Annotated in this window: 20 protein-coding genes; 19 read left to right on the top strand and 1 reads right to left on the bottom strand. The window is 28.0% G+C overall.

Features of this window, described 5'->3' with window-relative positions; genetic code table 11:
* Positions 1 to 74 precede the first annotated feature (74 nt).
* A complete protein-coding gene (locus ACFQ0S_RS04080) occupies positions 75 to 1,577 on the bottom strand; it encodes a sodium:solute symporter (protein WP_379754254.1) in 1,503 nt (500 codons plus the stop codon).
* Positions 1,578 to 1,974: 397 nt separating this feature from the next.
* Here ACFQ0S_RS04080 and ACFQ0S_RS04075 point away from each other — a divergent pair, with 397 nt between their 5' ends.
* From ACFQ0S_RS04075 to ACFQ0S_RS03985, 19 genes are all read left to right on the top strand, one after another.
* A complete protein-coding gene (locus ACFQ0S_RS04075; protein ID WP_379754251.1) occupies positions 1,975 to 3,339 on the top strand; it encodes a lipopolysaccharide biosynthesis protein in 1,365 nt (454 codons plus the stop codon).
* A 9-nt stretch (positions 3,340 to 3,348) separates the two neighbouring features.
* Positions 3,349 to 4,260 (top strand): class I SAM-dependent methyltransferase, encoded by a 912-nt coding sequence (locus ACFQ0S_RS04070; RefSeq protein ID WP_379754248.1) that lies wholly within the window; start codon positions 3,349 to 3,351, stop codon positions 4,258 to 4,260.
* 6 nt (positions 4,261 to 4,266) lie between these two features.
* Entirely contained in the window at positions 4,267 to 5,526 is a 1,260-nt protein-coding gene (locus tag ACFQ0S_RS04065) for a glycosyltransferase family 4 protein (protein WP_379754245.1), read from the top strand.
* Positions 5,527 to 5,674: 148 nt separating this feature from the next.
* Complete coding sequence (locus ACFQ0S_RS04060) at positions 5,675 to 6,148, top strand: acyltransferase (protein WP_379754242.1); 474 nt, start codon at positions 5,675 to 5,677, stop codon at positions 6,146 to 6,148.
* On the top strand, positions 6,149 to 7,318 hold the full coding sequence (locus ACFQ0S_RS04055) for a hypothetical protein (protein ID WP_379754239.1): 1,170 nt from the start codon (positions 6,149 to 6,151) through the stop codon (positions 7,316 to 7,318).
* Positions 7,319 to 8,071, top strand: a complete 753-nt coding sequence (locus tag ACFQ0S_RS04050) for a glycosyltransferase family 2 protein (protein ID WP_379754236.1) — start codon at positions 7,319 to 7,321, stop codon at positions 8,069 to 8,071.
* Between the two features lie 50 nt (positions 8,072 to 8,121).
* Entirely contained in the window at positions 8,122 to 8,589 is a 468-nt protein-coding gene (locus ACFQ0S_RS04045) for an acyltransferase (RefSeq protein WP_379819053.1), read from the top strand.
* The gene (locus ACFQ0S_RS04040) at positions 8,590 to 9,789 is read left to right on the top strand and encodes a hypothetical protein (RefSeq protein WP_379754230.1); all 1,200 of its coding nucleotides are present in this window, start codon (positions 8,590 to 8,592) and stop codon (positions 9,787 to 9,789) included.
* A 10-nt stretch (positions 9,790 to 9,799) separates the two neighbouring features.
* Complete coding sequence (locus tag ACFQ0S_RS04035; protein WP_379754227.1) at positions 9,800 to 11,014, top strand: glycosyltransferase family 4 protein; 1,215 nt, start codon at positions 9,800 to 9,802, stop codon at positions 11,012 to 11,014.
* Between the two features lie 31 nt (positions 11,015 to 11,045).
* The gene (locus ACFQ0S_RS04030; protein WP_379754224.1) at positions 11,046 to 11,798 is read left to right on the top strand and encodes a glycosyltransferase family 2 protein; all 753 of its coding nucleotides are present in this window, start codon (positions 11,046 to 11,048) and stop codon (positions 11,796 to 11,798) included.
* On the top strand, positions 11,795 to 12,967 hold the full coding sequence (locus ACFQ0S_RS04025; protein ID WP_379754221.1) for a hypothetical protein: 1,173 nt from the start codon (positions 11,795 to 11,797) through the stop codon (positions 12,965 to 12,967). The genes ACFQ0S_RS04030 and ACFQ0S_RS04025 overlap by 4 nt, the downstream gene beginning before the upstream one ends.
* On the top strand, positions 12,957 to 13,976 hold the full coding sequence (locus tag ACFQ0S_RS04020; RefSeq protein ID WP_379754218.1) for a hypothetical protein: 1,020 nt from the start codon (positions 12,957 to 12,959) through the stop codon (positions 13,974 to 13,976). Before ACFQ0S_RS04025 ends, ACFQ0S_RS04020 begins: the two co-directional genes overlap by 11 nt.
* Before the next feature lie 5 nt (positions 13,977 to 13,981).
* The gene (locus ACFQ0S_RS04015) at positions 13,982 to 15,175 is read left to right on the top strand and encodes a glycosyltransferase (protein WP_379754215.1); all 1,194 of its coding nucleotides are present in this window, start codon (positions 13,982 to 13,984) and stop codon (positions 15,173 to 15,175) included.
* Positions 15,176 to 15,191: 16 nt separating this feature from the next.
* A complete protein-coding gene (locus ACFQ0S_RS04010; protein WP_379754212.1) occupies positions 15,192 to 16,364 on the top strand; it encodes a glycosyltransferase in 1,173 nt (390 codons plus the stop codon).
* Between the two features lie 74 nt (positions 16,365 to 16,438).
* The gene (locus ACFQ0S_RS04005; protein WP_379754209.1) at positions 16,439 to 17,626 is read left to right on the top strand and encodes a hypothetical protein; all 1,188 of its coding nucleotides are present in this window, start codon (positions 16,439 to 16,441) and stop codon (positions 17,624 to 17,626) included.
* A complete protein-coding gene (locus tag ACFQ0S_RS04000) occupies positions 17,623 to 18,483 on the top strand; it encodes a glycosyltransferase (RefSeq protein ID WP_379754206.1) in 861 nt (286 codons plus the stop codon). Before ACFQ0S_RS04005 ends, ACFQ0S_RS04000 begins: the two co-directional genes overlap by 4 nt.
* Positions 18,480 to 19,418 carry a sugar transferase gene (locus ACFQ0S_RS03995; RefSeq protein ID WP_379754202.1) on the top strand — a complete coding sequence of 313 codons (939 nt, stop codon included), beginning with the start codon at positions 18,480 to 18,482 and terminating at the stop codon, positions 19,416 to 19,418. The genes ACFQ0S_RS04000 and ACFQ0S_RS03995 overlap by 4 nt, the downstream gene beginning before the upstream one ends.
* A 3-nt stretch (positions 19,419 to 19,421) precedes the next feature.
* A complete protein-coding gene (locus ACFQ0S_RS03990) occupies positions 19,422 to 20,177 on the top strand; it encodes a WecB/TagA/CpsF family glycosyltransferase (RefSeq protein WP_379754199.1) in 756 nt (251 codons plus the stop codon).
* 129 nt (positions 20,178 to 20,306) lie between these two features.
* Entirely contained in the window at positions 20,307 to 21,650 is a 1,344-nt protein-coding gene (locus tag ACFQ0S_RS03985; protein ID WP_379754196.1) for an undecaprenyl-phosphate glucose phosphotransferase, read from the top strand.
* Position 21,651: the final 1 nt, after the last annotated feature.

The raw sequence follows: 21,651 nt of genomic DNA, 5'->3' as shown, positions 1-21,651 counted from the left end.
GCTATTCACTTTATCTTTTGTGTTTTAAAGAAAAACACAAAAGTATGCCGTTGCTATCAGTGCTAGGCATTCAATTAAAATCTCGTTTCTGAAATTGCAGGTTTGCTAATTAGTAACAATCCAATAAAAGTTATTAATCCGTTTACAATAATAAGTTCGTTGTCAAATACATAGTCTCCAAATAGTAGTGATGAGTTTTTACTAATAAAAAAGCAAATAGCAGGAGAAATTAAGCAAATCATAGGGACTAGTTTGTCTTGTACGGTTTTCGATTTCATAAATAATCCAAAAGCATATAATCCTAAAAGCGGTCCGTAGGTATAGGATGCAATCTTAAAAATCATACTCACAACAGAGGCATCATTTATAGCATTGAAAATCACTATGACTAAAAACATTAAAAATGAGAAACCAATATGAACCAAATGTCGGGTTCTAACAATGTTGGGTTTATTTAGATTTTCCGCTTTATCCATTCCTAAAAAATCTACACAGAATGAAGTTGTTAGTGCTGTTAATGCCGAGTCAGTAGTGGCGAAAGTGGCTGCAGTCAATCCCAATAGAAAAACAATCGAAGGAATTAATGTTAAATGATGAAAAGCGATTTCAGGAAATAATAAATCGGTTCTTGGTTTTCCGGTTATTATGTCAGTAGGAATTGCAATTCCGTTTTTATCAGCATAAATATAAAGCAAAGCACCAACACTTAAGAAGAAAATATTAATTATCACGAAAATCCCTGTAAAGGTAAACATGTTTTTTTGGGCTTCCCCAATGGTGGCACAACTCAAATTTTTCTGCATTAAATCTTGGTCTAATCCAACCATGGCAATAGTGACAAAAATTCCTCCTAAAATTTGTTTCCAGAAATAAGTGCCTTTCATATAATCTTCAAAGAAAAAAACTTTAGAATAATTGCTATTTTTTAATTCTTCAAAGGCTTCAAAAACAGATAAATTTAAACTATTACAAATAAAAAAGATGGTCAGGAAAACAGAGGAAACCAAGAAAAATGTTTGTAAAGTATCTGTAATTATAATTGTTTTTAAACCACCACGATAGGTATAAGCAAATATTAATAGCAACGAAATGAGAACGGTAGCGGCAAACGGAATTTGATAAAAATCGAATACATACCGTTGCAAAACAATAACTACAAGATACAGTCTAAAGGATGAACCTATAGTTCTACTGATTAAAAAAATACTTGCTGCGGTCTTGTAACTCACAGTTCCTAAGCGTTTTTCGATATAACTGTATATCGAAGTGAGATTCATTCTATAATATAAAGGGAGCAAAACTTTGGCAATGATTACAAATCCAATGGCATTTCCTATAACAAACTGAAAATATTTAAATTGGTTATCAGGATTTCCTACTTCTCCAGGAACAGAAATGAAAGTCACGCCCGAAAGTGCTGTGCCAATCATTCCAAAAGCCACTAAGTACCATTTTGAGTTTTTATTGGCTTTAAAAAAAGCATCGTTTCCACTATTTTTATTGCTGACAATATGTGAAATAAAAAATAAAATTCCGAAGTAAATTACAATTAAGGTTAATATGGCAAATGGAGTCATTTATATTTTTTTTAATCGAATGCCAAAATACGAAAAAATGCGAGTTTAAATTATTTTAGTGTAATAATTTAGCGATTTTTAAATTAAACATTACATAACTTAATTGTTAAAAAAGATATAATTATCTGTAAACCTTTTTTTGTAACTATATTTGCAAGCCAAGTTAATTCAAAGGTTCTGCTCATTATTGTGGGTAAGAGTTGCGAAGCTGTGGTTAAAATAATGATTTTCACAAATTTATAATTGTCTTAATAAACATTAGGTTTAATTTAAAAAGTTTAACTTTATTCAAAATAGCAATATTAAATCATAATTTTATCCTAAAAAAGAAAATTTCTGAGGATTAATTCATTGCTTGAATTGAAAGAGTTTTTAATTTAAAATTGCATAAATAAAATTGAAACAAACGGTTCAGAAGGGTTTTAAAAAAGTTGGAATTAAAAGCGATAGAACTAAAAACATAACAAAGCATGTTATCGCGTCTTTTATATATAAAGGGGGTAGTATAATTGCAACATTTCTTATGGTGCCTCTTACTATAAATTTTCTTGATTCTGAAAATTATGGTATATGGCTTACATTAAGTTCATTTATTGCTTGGTTCTCTTTTTTTGATATTGGGTTAGGAAACGGATTACGAAATAAATTTGCAGAAGCTAAGGCTAAAGGTGATTTAACTTTGGCAAGAGGATATGTAAGCTCTGCTTATTTTACTATTGGTAGTATTTGTTTAATTCTTGCGCTACTATTTATTCTTCTTAACTTCTTTATAGATTGGACATTAGTTTTTAATGCAAACCATTACTTGCAAAAAGACCTTGGAATACTTATGCCAATTGTTTTCTCTTTTTTTTGTTTACAGTTAATTGTAAAACTTATTACAACTATATATACTGCTGATCAGAATCATTCTATGCAGGGAAAAATTAATTTTTATACACAAGCAATATCATTATTATCAATTTGGCTTATCACTTTTATAAACGATGGTTCATTATTGCTTTTTGGAACAATTTTTTCTGCTTTACCCGTAGTAATTCTATTTGGGCTTAATTTTTTTGCGTTCACTAATACCTATAAATGTTTTTCACCATCTTTATCGCTCTGGAAAAAAGAATATTTAAAAGATATTTTCGGATTAGGTCTTATTTTTTTTATTGTTCAAATTTCAGGGATAATTCTTTATTCAACCGATAATCTAATTATATCAAATTTGTTTTCCCCAAAAGAAGTAGTGCCATATAATATAGCCTACAAATATTTCAGTATTTCTACAATGGTTTTTGGAATTATAGCAACTCCATTTTGGTCAAGTATTACTGAAGCTTATCAAAAACAAGATTTCAATTGGATTAAAAGATCGATTGCAAATATGAAAAAATTAGCTTTCAGTTTTATAATATTAATTATACTTATGATACTTTTTTCAGATTTTTTCTATAATTTTTGGGTAGGTTCTAAGGTGTTTGTGCCTAAAACATTGAGTATTTTTATGGGTATTTTCTTTATTCTTTGTATTTATGTAACACCATTTACAATTTTTCTTAATGGGATTGGAAAAATAAGAATGCAGGCTATTCAAGGATTATTAACTGCATTGTTAAACATACCATTATCTATTCTTTTTGCAAAGTATTTCAATTTAGGACCTTCAGGAGTAATTTTTTCAACTGTAATTTGTTTTATTCCCAGTGTAATTTTGAGTCCAATTCAATATATCAAAATAATTTCTAAATCCGCCAAAGGTATTTGGAACAAATAATTTAATTCTATGAATGCTGTTTTATCCCCTTTAACAAAATCTAGTAATACTACTTTTGAGAAAAGTATAAAAGTGAGTGAGATTGTTGATGCATACAAAGTGTACGAAATTGATGTTTCTAGCTATTTTAGTGCAATCAGTGAAGTGTCCGTTTATAAATGTAATGAGACCAATTATAGTTTTTATTATCCATTTAATTTATCAGGGAATAGTGCCTTTTATGAACACTTTCAAAAGTTTGACTGGTATTATATGTCATGGAAATGGGAGCATGAAATCACAAAAGAATATATTAAGCCAGGAATGAAATTACTTGAGGTTGGTTGTGCTCATGGTGATTTTATAAAAAAAGTGAATGAGCATTATGATTTAGAATACTCAGTAGGTCTAGAACTTAATGAAACTACTAAAGACAAGGATGGGAAATGGGAAATTATAAATCAAACCATTCAAGACTATTCAAAGCAAAATGAAAATAAATTTGATATTGTTTGTTCTTATCAAGTTTTAGAACATATTACAGAGGTTCATAGTTTTATAAAAGGAAAAATAGATTGTTTAAAATCAGGCGGTACCTTGATTATTAGTGTTCCTAATAATGATTCTTTTATAAAAGATGGAAAAGGTTGCTTAAATATGCCTCCACATCATATGGGACTTTGGAATGAAAAATCCCTTGTAGAATTGACAAATATGTTTCCTTTAAAATTAATTAAGGTGCATTTTGAAGAGCTTCAAGAGTATCACATATCTGGATATGTATTCTCAGAATATTATTCGAAATATTCCAAACTTGTTGGCAAAATAATCCAAAAACTTCATAAAATATCGGGGTTATATAATAAGAGAATTAAAGAAACTAACTTAAACAAACAGCATTTAAAAGGGCATACTATTTTAGTTGCTTATCAAAAAATATAACTTAGTATGAGAGTTCTTTGGTTTACTAATACACCGTCACTTTATGAGAATGACAATCATGCTTATTATGGTGGTGGCTGGATAGAGTCATTAGAGCAGTTAGTTTCCCAAAGTTCAAAAGTTGAATTAGGGATTTCTTTTTTTCATCCTAAAGATTTAAAGAAAGTTAAGAAAAACAGCACAACCTATTATCCAATATTAAGAAAATCAGCAAAGAAAACACCATTAAAATATATTATAAATAATTGGTCGGGTAAAATTGAAAATTCTGAATATAATCTTCAAATAAAAAAAGTAATTGAAGATTTTAAACCAGATATAATTCATGTTTTTGGAACAGAAGGTATGTTTACATCTATTCAAACAGAAACAGTTATTCCGGTTGTAATTCATCTTCAAGGATTATTAAATCCAATAGTAAACGCCTATTTTCCGCCTTCACAATCTAAACTAGATTTTCTTTTTAATTTGAGTTTTTTCAAAAACAATTTGCTTGGACAAAGCCATTTTTTTTCACTAAAAAGACTCAGAAAACAAGCAATACGAGAAGAAAATAATTTAAAAATTGCCCAATTTATAATGGGAAGAACAAGTTGGGATAAAGCTTTAGTGCGTTTATATGCTCCAAAAGCTCAATATTTTCACATCGACGAAGTATTAAGATTGCCTTTTTATGATCAAAACGAGAGAATAAATCTTGATTCAAATACAATTAATTTGGTTTCAACATTATCATCTACCATTTATAAAGGAATCGACGTAGTTTTAAATACGGCAAAATTATTACACGGAAAAACCGATATCAAATTCAAATGGCGAATAATTGGTATTGATGATACCGATAAGTTATTGAGACATTTTGAAAAGAAAACAGGAATTAATCATAAACATATCAATATAGAATGCATTGGTCGAAAATCGCCTAATGACTTAATTTCAATTCTAGAACAATCTGATTTGTTCATCCATCCATCTTATATTGACAATAGTCCAAACAGTGTTTGCGAAGCGCAAATATTAGGAATTCCAGTTGTTGCATGTAACGTTGGAGGTATATCTTCATTGATAAAAAATGGTACAACAGGAACATTATTTCCTTCTAATGGTATTTATGAACTTACTGCAATTGTTCAGGATTATATAAGTAACCCTAAAAAATATTTCAATATTGCTGAAAAAGCGAAACAAGAAGCAATAATTAGACATGATAAAGAAACTATATTTTCAGATTTACTCGCATGTTATAATAAAATTTTAAGCAATTAAGATGCAATACTTAATTATCTATTTTTTTAAAAGTATAAAAAAAATACAATTTTATATTCTTATCCCCTTTGATTGGATGATTAGTTTTTTTATACTTTATGCTAACGGGTGCAAATTTAACTCGTTTAAAAGTATTGGAATTCCAAAAGTGAATATTAGCATAGGAGGAAAATGTATAATTGGAACTAATTTTAGAATGAATAATCGGGAATCATCAAATCCTATTGGTCGTTTTCATGCTTGTAGTATTGTTGTAGGCAAAAAAGGCATGCTTACAATAGGCAGTAATGTTGGAATGAGTTCTGCTGCAATTGTTTGTCAAGATTCAATAGAAATAGGAGATTATGTTAATATTGGCGGTAATGTTGTGATATACGATACAAATTTCCATAGTTTAGATTCTCTAAAAAGATTAAATCGTGAATCTGATGTCGAACACACAAAAACGACACCTATTAAAATAGGGAATAATGTTTTTATTGGAGCACATTCTACTATACTAAAAGGAGTTACAATTGGTGATAATGTAGTTATTGGGGCATGTTCATTAGTCTCGAAAGATATTCCAAGTAATGAAATATGGGGGGGTAATCCTGCAAAATTTATAAAATTCATTAATTAAGTGCAGAGACTAAAGAACTATATATTTATTTCAATTTTTCTATCAGGTATTGCTTATTCTTATTTTACAGCAACGGGGTTGTTTGCCTTTAGAGCACTATCTTTTGCAGGTTTATCTTTTTTTTACTTGTTTATTTCTATGAACTTTTCATTACGTATAAAAGAGTTAAATAAAGATTTTTTTTCTGTAAACCCAATTTCAATATATCTACTAGTAGTTTTTATAATTTTAATTTTCTCACTAACTAGAACGAAAATTGATTACATAACTTTGTTTTTTCATCCTTATGCCTTTCCCGCATTTTTTTTAGCAGTTGTTGCTCTATTTGTAAATAAGAATAGTATTTCATTTTTATCTTTAGTAAGTAGTTACATGACTAAACTAATTCCATTATTTACCATTATAGATTTAATTATTTTCAAACATCCCATTATGCTTGTTGCTGGTTATTCGTTTCTCTTATTTGATTTTTTAACTACAACAAGTACTAAAAGAAAGTTATTTATTGTTTTATTGTTGTTAGCTGCAATTAATTTCTTTAGGCTATACGATTATAGATCGGGTATTATTGTAATAACAATTTTTTTACTGGCGTTTTTATCTTCAAGAATATTTAAATTAGTTAGGTCGAAAATGTTAAAATTTACTTTCCTAGTTGCTTCATTTACTCTAGTTTACTTTCTTTTCTTTTATTTTGCAGAAATGTTTGAATACCTAACCTCTTCAATAAAGGCTGAAACTTTAAGTAAAACAGACTCTCGTTCATTTTTATTTATTGAACTTTTTTCAGATTTAAAAAGAGCCGATTATGCTATGGGAAGAGGATATTTAGGAACTTATTATAGTCCTTATTTTAAAGAATGGTTAGGTGATGGAGGTGATAGTTCTCAAAGATTTTCTGTTGAAATTGGTTTTCTCCAGATTATTCTAAAGGGCGGGCTTCTATTGCTAATAACTACAATATTGTTATTTATTAAAAGCATTTATTTTGGTATAATAAATTATAAACCCAATAGCTTTAAATTTTTAATTGCAGCTTGGTTATTAATCGAATTTGCAATGCTGTCAGTTGAAAATTTTCCAAGCTTTGGAGTACATTTTTTCTTTATTTGGATTTTAATTGGCATTTTGAATAAGCCAAAAAGAAAATTCACACCTGCATTTGCTTAAATGAATAATCATTCAAAACCATTAGTAAGTATAATTACAGTTGTTTATAATGCATCCAAAACATTAGAGCAAACCATTCTAAGTGTAATTAATCAAACCTATGCAACTATCGAATATATTATTATTGATGGAGGTTCGACAGATGGTACAATTGATATTTTAAAAAAATACGACAATAACATTTCCTTTTGGTCAAGTGAACCTGATAAAGGACTCTATGACGCTATGAATAAAGGGATTTTGCATGCAAAAGGGGAAATTATTGGAATGATTAATAGCGACGATTGGTATGAGTTAAATGCAGTAGAATTAATTGTAAAATCGTATACTCAAAATCCAAATAAATGCATTTTTCATGGAGATCGTTTTGACATTCTTGAAGATGGTTCAAAAAAACTTAAAAAATTCCATCCTTCCAAATTCAAATTTTTGTATTACGGTATGACATACAACCATCCTTCTATGTTTGTTAGCAAAGAAATTTACGAAAATGAATTGTACAATACCAATCTTAAATCACTGTCAGATTATGAGTTTGTATTGAAGCAATATTTAAAAAATTCAAGCATTTTTTTTTACATCCCTGAAGCATATGTGAATTATAGACTTGACGGGATAAGTGGAAAAATGAGCAGTTTCAAAGCAATAAAAGAAGGTTTTAGAGCCAGAAAAGCGGCGGGTTTAAGTTTGTTTCAGAACTTTTTTTCTGTTGTATTACGATTCATTCGAGTAACTATATTTAAGTCATTTTAATGAAAAAATTGTATCTTTTTATATATTATATTTTTGCTTCACATTTACCAATGCAGCCTATTCCTGGCTATAAGCTATTTTATAGTATTCGACTCTTTCTTGTTAAAAGAATTATTTTAGCATGTGGAGAAAAAGTAGTTGTTAAAAACAAATGTTATTTTGGAGATGGTTCAAAGCTAAGAGTTGGGAATTATTCTCAACTTGGTCAAAATGCTAGAATATCAGGTTCAGTTCAAATTGGAGATTATGTTATGATGGGGCCAGATGTTGTAATCATGGCAGTCACGCACGATATTTCAGATACAACAAAACCTATGATTGACCCAACAAATCCGTCAATAGAAAATCCTGTTTCAATAGGGAATAATGTTTGGATAGGCACTCGTGTTATTATATTGCCAGGAGTTAGTATTGGTAGTAATTCTATAATTGGTTCAGGTGCAGTCGTAACCAAATCATTTCCTGACAACAGTGTAATTGGTGGTGTTCCAGCAAAATTTATAAAAAAAAGAGAATAATTGAAGGAAGACATTTTCATTAAATTAATACACTTTTTTAAAAAAGAGAACATAGAATATTGTATTCTAGGTAATGTAAATGAATATCCTGTTAAAATAGGGAGTGACGTAGATATAGTTATAAATTCCAATCAATTCAGAAAAGTAAATTTATTAGTCAGTCAATTTTTAGTTAGTAATAACCTTGAGGCTTGCAATTTGTTACAACATGAAATTGAAGGAAAATATTTTGTTGTATCTAGTGTTAATGATAAAGAATGCAACTTAGTAATGTTAGCTTTAGATTTTTGTGCTAACTACATGGTTAATGGAAATATTGTTCTTACAGATAAAGAACTTTTAGCTTCAAAGAAACTAATTAGAAATAACGGTGTTGAGTTTTGGGTTTGCTCAGATGAAATTGCATTTATTTATTATTTATACAAAAAGATAATAAAACAAAGTATTTCTAAAAATCAATTTGAATACTTACATAAATTATGGATTCAAAATCGCAATGTAATTATTGAACAATTTCATTCCCGCTTTCGGTTAGAATTATGTAACAAGCTTATTGATGTTTTTGATACCGGCAACGAAACAAATCTTACTCCAGAATTTTTAAAAGTCCTTAAAAAAGAAACTCAAAAATCGCATAAAAAGAATTTAAAACTAGCAATTCTCGAATTTAAACGAAGAGTATTTCGATTTATTAAACCAACAGGTGTGATTATTCAAATTCTTGGTAATGATGAAACAACAAAGTCTGATTTAACAAATTTAGTTATAGAAAACGCTAAGGATTTAGAGGCTTTTAGAAGTGTTTCTAATCTTAATTTTTTGAAAACTAATAGTATGTCTAATTTTAAATGGCTTTATTTTATTTATCAATATTGGTTTATAGTTTATCCACAGAAAGTTAGAAGTAAGTTAGTTGTTTTGGATAGTTGTTTTTACAAATTATTCTTTGATACAACTTATTATAATCAAAATAGCAATTTTTTTTTCAACCGTATTTTAAGTAAAATAATTCCTAAGCCAGATCTTTTTTTCGTTGTTGATTCTTCATTTAAAATTTCGGAACAAAAAATTTCTAATAAAAATATTCTAAAATCTAAAAAAGTAATATTTATTGACACTAAAAGAGAAACAAAAATAATCGCTTTTGAAATTAAAAAAAACATACACAACTATTTGGTTAGTCGTTATAATGAACAATAAATAGCAACATATGAAAATACTCTTATCGGCATATGCATGTGAACCTAATAGAGGTTCGGAGCCAGGAGTAGGTTGGAATTGGCTTGTTCAAATAGCTGAACGCGGACATAATGTAACAGTTATTACTAGAAAAAATAATAAAGAGGTCATTGAAAATGAAAATTATACAAATGCAAATATTCAATATATTTATTATGATTTGCCAGGTAATATCATTTGGATAAAAAAAATCATAGGTGTTCATCTTTATTATTTATTATGGCAAATAGTCATTTATTTTAGAGTTAAAAAACAATTGCATATATTAAAACCAGATATAATTCATCACATAACTTTTGTTGCGATTAGAAAATATAGCTTTCTATGTTTTTTAGGAATACCGTTTTATTATGGTCCATTAGGAGGAGGAGAAACTTGTCCTGACGCACTTCTAAAAGGACTTCCTTTTCGATATTATTTTAAAGAAAAATTACGAAATCTATTAAATTCTTTGGTTAAATGGAATCCGATTTCTACAACTATATTTAATCACTCAAGAAAAATTTTCGCAACTACTTATGAATCTGCTTCTTATTTTCCAAATTCGTTAAGAAGTAAAATTCATGTTTTTCCTGCTATTGGTGTAAATAGAGAGAAACTTAACTTGAACAAAAAAAATAAAAATACAGATTTAAAAATTTTATACGTTGGGAACTTTATTTATTGGAAAGGTATTCAAATTGTTTTAGATGCTTTATTCATTTTAAAATCTAAAGAAGTAGAATTTACTTTTACAATTGTTGGTCATGGAGATTTTGAATCATTGCTTAAAAATAAAGTACGCGAATTGGGTCTTGAAAAAAACATTCATTGGATAAAATGGTTGCCTCAAGGAGATTTAAAAGATTTGTATCAGAGTAATGATCTTTTTTTATTCCCAAGCTTACATGATAGTGGCGGGATGGTATTGTTAGAGGCTATTAGCAATGGTTTGCCAGTGATGAGTTTTAATTTAGGCGGAGCAGGATATTTTAATAATGATGAAATAGGATGGGTTACAGATGTAAATGGAAAGAGTTATCAAGAAGTTATTGAGGAAATGTCAGAAAGATTATCGTCAATTTCAAAAAGCCATGATGAAGTTGCATTAAAAGCACAAAAATGTTACGAGCATAGTCTTCATTATTCATGGAAACTTACAGTTGATAGAGTATATAATATTATAGAAGAGGACTATAAAATTTAATGAGATAAAGATTTGTCAAAAAAAATAAAACATGACTTCTGACAAACCTCTTGTAAGCATAATAACTGTAGTTTACAACGGATTTGCTACTTTAGAGCAAACGATTAAAAGTGTAATTGATCAATCGTATTCTAATATTGAATATATTATTATAGACGGTGGTTCTACAGACGGATCGATAGAAATTATTAAAAAATACGAAGATAAATTAGCAATATATATAAGCGAACCTGATAAAGGTCTCTATGATGCTATGAATAAGGGAATTGCTCATGCAAAAGGATTGCTTATAGGTTTGATAAATAGTGATGATTGGTATGAACAAAATGCAGTAGCATTAGTTGTAGAGTCCTATAATAATAATTTGGTTAAAAAAATATTTTATGGAGATAAAAAATGTATTTTGTCTAACAACGAGAGTTTTATAAGAAAAGCAAATAACAATGATTTTTTGATTAGATATCATGGTATGATTCTTAATCACCCTACAATGTTTATTCATAATGAAGTATATAAAAAGTATAAATATAATACTAGTTTATCGTCGTTGTCTGATTATCAACTAGTATTGTCAGCTTATTTAGAAGACAAAACCTGTTTTCAATATATTCCAGCATTAATTACTAATTATAGAATAGGAGGTATTAGCGCTAAATTATCACTATTTAAATCTATTAAAGAAAATTATAGCGCTAGAAGAAATGCGGGAATGACTATTTATCAATGTTTTTTTGGAATAATGATTAGGATTTCCTTAGAAATTTTAAGGCTTTTTAAGCGATGAGACAAGCACTAATTTTATCTTTTTTCAGGACTTTAGAAAGCAAATTTCAATATGCTATTTTACATCATGTTGAAGATGTTTTTAGTCTAAATAATGACATAGATTTAATTGTAGATTGTAGTAAAAAAGAATTAAAAGAGTTTATTTCCTTTTTTTGTACTGAAAATAACGGGTATTTTTTAAGTCATACAGTTGATAGCGGTACCTCTCGGTTTAATCTAATTTTTTTAAATGAAAATCAAAGTTTTAAAATTGAACTTGATATTACTTTTTCAAATCACAACTTACTAGATGTAAATGTAAAAAAGCTTCTGAAAAAGAAAACGAAACGGGAAGTAAATGGATTTCTTTTTTCAAAGATTGAAAACAATGATGAAATAGAATATTATTTAGATAAAAAGGCTTTCAAAAAAGAAACAATTGATGATAATTTTGCATATTTCAAAGACTTAAATTCAAAAATTGATTTTAATAAATTGAAAATTATTTTTGATAAAAAGTCAAGTAAATTCAAGACATTTAGTTTTGATTATCGTAAAAAAATTCAAAAATTATATTTGTTTTTTATTCGAATGTATGAAAAACCAAGTCTAACAATTTGCTTTTTAGGCCCAGATGGATCGGGTAAAAGCACCATTATTGAGGAATTAAGAAATCAGAATCCGTTTGTGAATTTTCACTATTTTCATTTAAAACCAACTGTCAATAAGAAGTCACATGCGATTATTAATCCACATAGCAATCCATCTTATCCAGCTTTTGTTTCTTATTTAAAATTAATTTACCTTATTTTTCAATATAATGTCAACTGGATACTAAATATTTGGACCATTAAATTAACCCCAACAATTATTATTTTTGATAGATATTTTGATGATATTATTGCTGACCCAAAAAGATACAGATACGGAGGTTCTCTAAAAGCAATCAAAATAGCTAGGATGTTTATACCTAAACCAGCAATTACATTTGTTCTTGTTGCAAAATCTGAAATTATTTATTCTAGAAAAAAAGAAGTTAGTAAAATGGAGCTTGAGTCACAATTAGAGCGATATACTAATTTATGTGAAGATTATAAATTTATAAAAATAGATGTATCCAATTCGATACCTCAAATAGCAAATAAAGTAATTCTCGAAATTCTAAATAGAAAAAAGCATGCAGTTTGATGATTTTTTTTCAGAAGGTCTATTTATAAATTTGCCTTTTCATAATCCTAGAGTTTCCTTAAATGTATCTTCATCTAGCATAGTAAAACAAAGTTTTAAACTCTATAATCCCTTTTCTTTAAAAGCTCAAATATTAAAGAAAGTAGTCTTTTTTGCAGTAGTAAATATTCCATATTTTAGAGAAACTTTGTCAAGAAAATTCGATTCTGGTAGCTTTATTATTCATTTAGAAAAAACATTAAAAACACAAATTCATGCTTCACTATATTATCCTACAATAGCAGGAAAAATGGTTTTGCAATTACTCACAACTGACGGAAAAGTATTAGGATACTCAAAAATTGGCCTTAGCCATTCTGGAAAGTTGAAAATTGAAAATGAATTAAAAGCCATCAAAGAATTAGCCAACATATCGGATGTTTTTGAAGAAGAGTATCTAATTATGCATGGTGATTATGTTAATTATAATTATATAATAGTAAAAAAAATTAAGGGTACAAATAAACCAATTTCGGATGAAGACCTTCTAAAAAAACTTAGAAAATTTGACCGAGAAAAGAAGTTTATTTTACAAGAGCACCCTAGATTTATAGCTTTAATGAATACGACTAAAAACTTAGAGTTTTTTCATTTACAAGAAGTGTTAATTAAAATATCTAATTCTTCTAAAGAATTATATTCTTTAAGTTATGAACACGGAGACATGGCTCCGTGGAATATATTTATTAATAAAAAAAACAAAATAAGTTTCTTTGATTTTGAATATTTTGTGAAAGATGGATTACAGCATTTAGATTTTATAAATTATCATTATCAAATTGCAGTAAACCTCAAATCATTAAAATCTCCTTTAAGAATAGTAGAATATGTAAAAGATAAAATTCAAATAAATGAGTTTTCACAAGTATTTTCACTTTTTCTCATAAATAAGATTCTTGTAAATACTATCGATAAAGAGAATTCAGAAAGAGAAAACAAGTTGTTAGAATTTATAACTAAATCCATTTGATTTAAATGCAAAAATACAATAGAATAATTATTGCTTATGCTTGCGAAGACAGTGGTTCTGAGCCAGGTGTTGGTTACTATTGGACAAAGGCAATTTCTACTATTTGCAAGGACGAAAAAATTCTTTTAATAACTAGAAAAAATAATAATGTATCAGCAATTGTAAACAATACGAATCTTTTTTCTATAGGAATTGATTACCCAAGTAGCATTTTATTTACTAAACGGTTTTTAGGTATTCGATTATACTATTTCCTTTGGCAATTTTTAGTTTTTTTTCATTTACTTTTTAATTATAGTAAGTACAAAGGTTCAATTATTCATCAGCTTACGTTTACACCACTTTATTATCCTACTATTATCTTTTTATTGCCTTTTAAGTTTATTTGGGGACCATTAGGAGGAGGAGAATTCTTTCCGTTGAGTTATTTGAATGCACTAAAAAAGAGAGACGCTCTTAAAGAATTATTAAGAATTATTATTCGTAACTCAATATATATCAATCCTTTATTTTATTTAGGGTGTTTAAAGTCATTAAAAATTATTTGTTCCTCTCCAGAAAGTGCAAGGATGATTCCACGTTTCTTTAAACACAAAATAGAGATAGAATTAATGGTTTTTGATAAGGATAAGAATTTTGTAAACAAAAATCCTGAAAAAAACATTGTTATTGCAAATAGACTTATAGATTGGAAAATGTCTCATCTGTTTGTAGAAGCATTTAGTGAATTTATTACTGAAAATAATACAGATTATAAACTTGTTATTATAGGAGATGGTCCTTATTATAGTAAGATAAAACCATTTGTTGATAATATAAAAATTATTCATCACAACAAGTTTAAGAAAAGAGAGGATATGCTCAATATTTTAAAAAATTCTTCACTGTTTGTTTCGACCTCATTACATGACTCAGGTGCTGCTTCATTATTAGAAGCAATAAGTTATGGAGTTCCATTTCTAGTTAGTAAATCGGGAGCACATGTCGTTTATTTAGATAGAGGTATAGGTTTTGGATTTGATTTAGAAAATTTTAACTTGGATAAGGAAAAGATTAAAAATTTATTGCAAAAGATACTATTTGATGACGATTTATTGAAAGAAGAATCAAAAAAAACTATAGAATGTTACAATAATTATTTTAGCGAAGAGGCAAAGACAAACAGAATCAAAGAATTAATTCTAAGGGCAAAGAAATAAAATAGATACGTTCAAATTGAAAATATTAATCATACATACACATTATCATTTCAAAGGAGGCGAAGATGCCGTTGTTGAACATGAAATTGAATTGTTGAAACAGTATTATGATGTAGAAGTTTTATATTTTCAAAATCATTTAGGTTTTCAGGGTGCTTTACAATTTTTGTTGTCAATATGGAATTTTGTATCTATAAGTGAAGTAAAGCAAAAAATTAAAGAATTTCAGCCAGATATCATTCATGTTCATAATTGGCATTTCGCTATGGGGCCATTGCTTTTTCGAGCAATTAGCAAGTTAGGAATTCCTATAGTTCATACGATTCATAATTATCGTTTGCTTTGTCCGTCAGCCATTTTATTTCACAATCAAAATTTATTTACGAATAGTTTGACTCAAAGATTTCCGTGGACATCTATTCGTAATAAAGTATATCGCTCTTCAAGAACTCAGACATTTTGGATCGCTTTCACGATTTGGTTACATAAGAAAATAGGTACTTGGAACAAAATTAATGCTTATATATGCTTAACTCCTTTTGCAGCTGATGTTTTCCAAAAATCTAATTTTGGAATTTCTAAAGAGCGTTTTGTTATAAAACCAAATTTCACTACAGTTATAGAAAATAGTAATGCAATTAAGCGAGAAAATCACTATTTATTCATTGGTAGATTGTCCGAAGAAAAAGGAGTAGAAATTCTTGTAAAAGCATTTCAAAACACTTCTTTTAAACTAAGAATAGCAGGAGATGGACCATTAAAAGAAAGTGTATTAAAAGTTTGTGAAAAATCTGCCAATATTATTTATTTAGGCAATTTATCAAAAGAAAAAGTAATAGCAGAATTATATAAATGTCAAGCATTAATTTTTCCTTCTGTTTGGTATGAGGGTATGCCAATGACAATAATTGAAGCTTTTTCAACAAGTACTCCAGTAATTGCATCCAGAATTGGTGCAATGTCGTCAATGATTTCAGATGCAGAAAATGGCTTTTTGTTTGAATCTGGAAATGAGAATAATTTAATAGAGACATTAAACAAGTTTAATTTACTTTCTAGTTCAGAAAAAGAGCAAATTTATTTGAATACATATCATAGTTATCAAAATCAATATTCACCAAAGTTGCAAAAGTTGTACTTTGATTCTATTTATAATAAAGTATTAAAAGAAAAAAAAAGACTCTATTAGTAATTAAATTTTGGTACAAATCAAAAAGGTTTTTCGAAAATAAACTTAAAAGTATAGTTCTTGTTACAATTAAAATGAAAAATAAAAAATCATATTTATTAATACTAATACTCCTTTTTTTTAGTGGTAATCCATTAATTACATTTCTTTTTGGGAAATTCTCAACTGTTGTTGGGCTAACTTTAACTATCCTAATAATTTATAAAAGTATCCGTTTTAGTAAAAAATTTATAAAACTTATCTTCATTATTGTTACCGGAATTTTAATTATTGGCGTTTTCCAACATATTAAGCTAGGTTATGTATCTGTATTAGGAATGATTAATTTAGTGATAAAATTTTTATTAGGGGGAATTATAATTAATTATTTAAAGAAACAATTTGCATCAATTTTTTTTAAAGTTATTGCTGATTTAAGTTTAATATCATTAATGTTTTATTTAGTAGTTAATATTTTTGGAATTGTAATACCTAGTATTACTTTAGGACCAGAAATAGAATCATATATTATATACGGAACATCTACAGAGTTACATATGCTTAAAAATGCAGGTATGTTTTGGGAACCAGGTGCTTTTGCGGGTATTTTGACTTTGTGTCTGGCTCTAAATTATAATAACTTAAAAAATTATTGGTTTGAACAACCTTTTAAATTAGGTATTATTATTTTAGCGTTACTTACCACACAAAGTACAACAGGATATCTAGTCGGAGCAATTATTTTTTTGTTTCTTTTATTTAAAGGAAAAAATATTTTTATTGTTCCAGTTTTTGTATTCGCTATAACATACATTTATGAGACAACTGATTTTTTAAAAGAAAAAATCGAAATACAAATAGAAAAATCAAGTAATCAGAAAGTTGGCGAATTTTCAAACACGCGATTTGGTTCCTTAATTTTTGATTGGTATTACATACAGAAGCATCCATTTATTGGAAATGGATTAAATGAAAAAACGCGTTATTCTGAACATCAGTATCTTTTTGTGGGAGAAAAAGGAGATGCTATTGCTAGTGGTAATGGGTTTACAGGATATCTAGCATCGTTAGGAGTTTTTTTTTTAATTGGGTTCTTTTATTTTTTATGGAAAGCCACTAACAGACAAGGCTTATTTTTCGCTTTTATAGTAGTTCTTGTTGTGCTATTAAATCTTCAAGGGGAGCAATGGTTTAATTACCCTTTGTATTTAGGATTGCCTTTTATAATTTTGCAAAAGAAAAAAAACAAAACTTCGAAAGCTAAAATTTTAATTCCTGAATGATACACATTGTAATTCCAGTTTTAAATCGTTGGTATTTTACAGCATCATGCTTGCATAGCATTTACAATCAATCGTATAAGAATTTTTTGGTTATTGTTGTTGATCATGGTTCAACTGACGGGACATCTGAAAAAATTAGGTCTAATTTTCCACAAGTTGTTTTATTAAAAGGAGATAACGGTATGTGGTGGACAGCAGCTACTAATCTAGGAGTGTTGTATGCTATAAATAATAATGCGGATTATGTTTTGACATTAAACAACGATTTGATAGTGTATCCAAATTATTTAGAAAATTTAGTTTCGGCTATTCAAAAGCACCCCAATAGTATTTTAGGAAGTATATCCTTAGACAAAAATAATCCTGAAAAAATAGTATTTGCAGGCACAAAATGGAATCCTTTTATAGCCAAATATCGATCTACAATAAATTTACAATACTCTTGGGGAAAAATAATGAGAGATTACTTTTTGATTAGGAGTGAACTTTTACCAGGAAGAGGAACATTAATTCCAATAGAAGTATTTAAAAAAATTGGACTATTCGATGAAGTGTATTTCCCTCATTATGCAGCTGATGAAGATTTTTCTCTTAGGTGTCAGAAGGAAGGATATGATTTATTTGTAGTAGCAAATGCTGCAGTCCTTAGCGAGATTGATGCTACAGGGATCAAAAGCGAACATCAAAAAAAAACACCAAAATATTATAAAGATTTACTGTTATCTCAAAAATCTCCTGTAAACTTGAAATTAAGATGGTCATGGGCAAGAAAGAATAGTCCAATACCATTTGTATACTTTTTCATAGATTATATGAGAATTATCGGTTCAGAAATAAAAAAAAGCATTTTACTATGAAATTGGCACCAATAGTACTGTTTACATACAAAAGACTAGATACGCTTAAAAAAACAATTAACGCATTAGCCTCTAATTCTTTAGCTTTAGAAAGTGATTTTATAATTTACTCAGACGGTCCTAAAAACAGTCTGGAGGAAGAAGTTATTTGCGAAGTGAGAAAATATCTAAAAACAATTTCAGGATTTAAAACGATTACTATTTATGAATCACCATTAAATAAAGGTCTTGCTAATTCAATAATAAATGGTGTAACAGAAATCATAAATATTCATAAAAAGGCAATTGTACTTGAGGACGATCTAATTACTAGTGAAAATTTTTTATATTTCATGAATTCAGCCTTGGAATTCTACGAAAATAACGAAAATGTATTTTCTATTTCAGGATATGGATTAAAAATAACTATTCCTAAAAATTATGAATATGACGTCTACTTTACTCCTAGAGGAATGTCATGGGGTTGGGCAACTTGGAAAGAGAGATGGGAAAGTGTTGATTGGGAAATAAAAGATTATCAAGAATTCAAATCAAATAGAAATGACCAAAAAAACTTTGCAGTTGGTGGATCAGATTTATGTTCTATGTTAGAGAAACAAATAGCAAGAAAAATAGATTCGTGGGCAATTCGATGGTATTTTAATCAATACAAAAAGAATCAATTAACAGTGTATCCAATACAATCAAAAGTTTTGAATTTAGGATTTGATTATTTAGCCACACATACGAATGCTTATAATAGATATAAAACAGTATTTGATACTTCTAGAAATGAAAATTTTATTTTTGCTCGGAAAGTAATAACAAATCCTGTTATTTTTAAATCATTTAAAAGTTATTTTGGATTTTCTTCAAGGATTTTTTATGGTCGGATTATCTCTCCAATCTATAGACTGAAAAATTCATTATTAGGCTTCCAATTTTCTAAAGATTAAATAATGGATAATTCTTTACCAACTGTTTCATTAATTGATTATTCGATATTTTGTGGTGATTTAAATCAAATTAAAGATGTAAAAAAAACGATTATCAATACGATTAATCAATATTCTTTTTGTTTGGCAAATGATAATGAAGAATTTAAAATAGCACTTCAAAAATCGAATGTTTTATTGCCTGATGGAATGGCAATTGTATCGGCGGTTAATTTGCTTAGTGGAGCCAGTATTAAAAAAATTGCAGGAGCCGACATTCATCAATTTCTCTTAAAAGAATTAAATCAAAAATCAGGAAAATGTTTTTATTTAGGTTCCTCAGAAACTACTTTGTCAAAAATTAAACTAAAAGTCTCTAATGAGTTTCCAAATATACTTGTAAAAACGTTTTCACCTGCTTTCACAAATAATTTTACCAAAATGCAAAATGAGGAAATGATTAATGCCATAAACGAATTTAAACCTGATGTTTTATTCGTTGGTATGACTGCTCCTAAGCAAGAAGTATGGTCGTACAATAACAGTCATTTATTAGATGCAAAAATCATTTGTTCTATTGGGGCAGTTTTTGATTTTTATGCAGGAACAATTCTACGCCCCCATCCGTTATGGATTAATCTAAAATTAGAATGGTTTATTCGTTTAGTAAAAGAACCTAAACGAATGTGGAAAAGGTACTTGTATTTTGGTCCCGTTTTTATAAAGTTAATTTTAGAAGAAAAAATAAATTTGTATAAAAAAAAATCTATTTTTTTTTAGTTTATATGTAATGAAATTGTATTTTTAAAAAAAATTAAATCTATTTAATTTTACATGTCTCTTTTACAAAACCTTGCCACTTATCGTTTTTATCGTTACTTCAAAATTTGCTTTCTCATATGGGATTTAGTGCTATTAAATCTAGCTATAGTCCTTTCTTTCTTAATTAGAAACGGAAATCTTAATGATGTTAATTTAAAGGAAGTAGAAACTATTTCCCTGTTAACTAATGTGCTTTGGATTGTGTTGTTGCTTTATAAAGACGCCTATCGAATAATTAGAATAGAAAGAATCGAGTCTATTTTAATACGAACTATTCGACTAGTATTGATACACGCAGTAACAATTGCAACCTTCGTAATTGCTTTAAAATTTTATCGAATTTCGCGTTTACGGTTGTTAATATTTTATGTTATCTTCTTTGTTTTGCTATCTATTTCTCGTGTATTGTTCATGAAAATTTTAAAATATATTCGTGCTAAAGGATATAATTTTAGAAACGTAATTATAATAGGAGCAAATGATACTGGTGAGCATATTCGTAAATTATTATCAAAAGATTTAAGTTATGGATACCGAGTGTTAGGTTTTTTTGACGAGTCTGTTGATCCTTTTGCATTTATTTCAGTACCAATTTTAGGAGGATTTGATGATATTCCAGAGTTTATTGCCAATCATAAAATAGATGAAATGTACATCGCACTTCATATTGATAATATAAAAACAATCAATAAACTTACAGCACTTTGTGAGCGGAGTATGATTCGTATAAAATTTATTCCAGATTTTCAGTTGTATACTAAATCACGAAAAGTTGAAATTAGTTTTTATGAAAACACTCCGGTACTTATGTTGCGAAAAGAACCGTTAGAGTTGACAATTAATCGCATAGAGAAGAAATTGTTTGATGTTTGCTTCTCTTTTCTTGTAATTGTTTTGATTTTTCCTTGGTTATTTCCAATACTGATTATTATAATAAAACTAGATTCACCTGGTCCAATTTTTTTTAAACAAGAGCGTTCAGGAAGAGACAATAGAGCGTTTAGTTGTTTTAAATTTAGAACTATGTACACTAACACTTTAGCTGATGAGCTTCAAGCCACTCTAGGTGATGTTCGAGTAACAAAAATTGGAGCTTTCATGAGAAGAACTAATATTGACGAATTACCACAGTTTATAAATGTTTTACTAGGAGATATGTCAGTAGTAGGACCAAGGCCCCATATGTTGAAACATACCGAACAATATTCAGAGCTAATTAATAATTATTTAGTTCGTCATTATGCTAAACCAGGAATTACTGGATGGGCTCAAGTAAATGGTTTTCGGGGAGAAACTAAAGAATTGATTAATATGAAAGATAGAGTAGATTATGATATTTGGTATATCGAAAATTGGAGCTTTGTCTTGGATTTAAAAATAATATATAGAACTGTATTGAATTTTTTTCGTGGAGAAAACAATGCGTATTAAT

Origin of the sequence: Flavobacterium myungsuense, from assembly GCF_042677265.1 — a bacterium.
GTDB classification, from domain to species: domain Bacteria; phylum Bacteroidota; class Bacteroidia; order Flavobacteriales; family Flavobacteriaceae; genus Flavobacterium; species Flavobacterium myungsuense.
The sequence above is the reverse complement of the archived record's forward strand: the minus strand, read 5'-3'. Positions and strand labels throughout refer to the sequence as shown.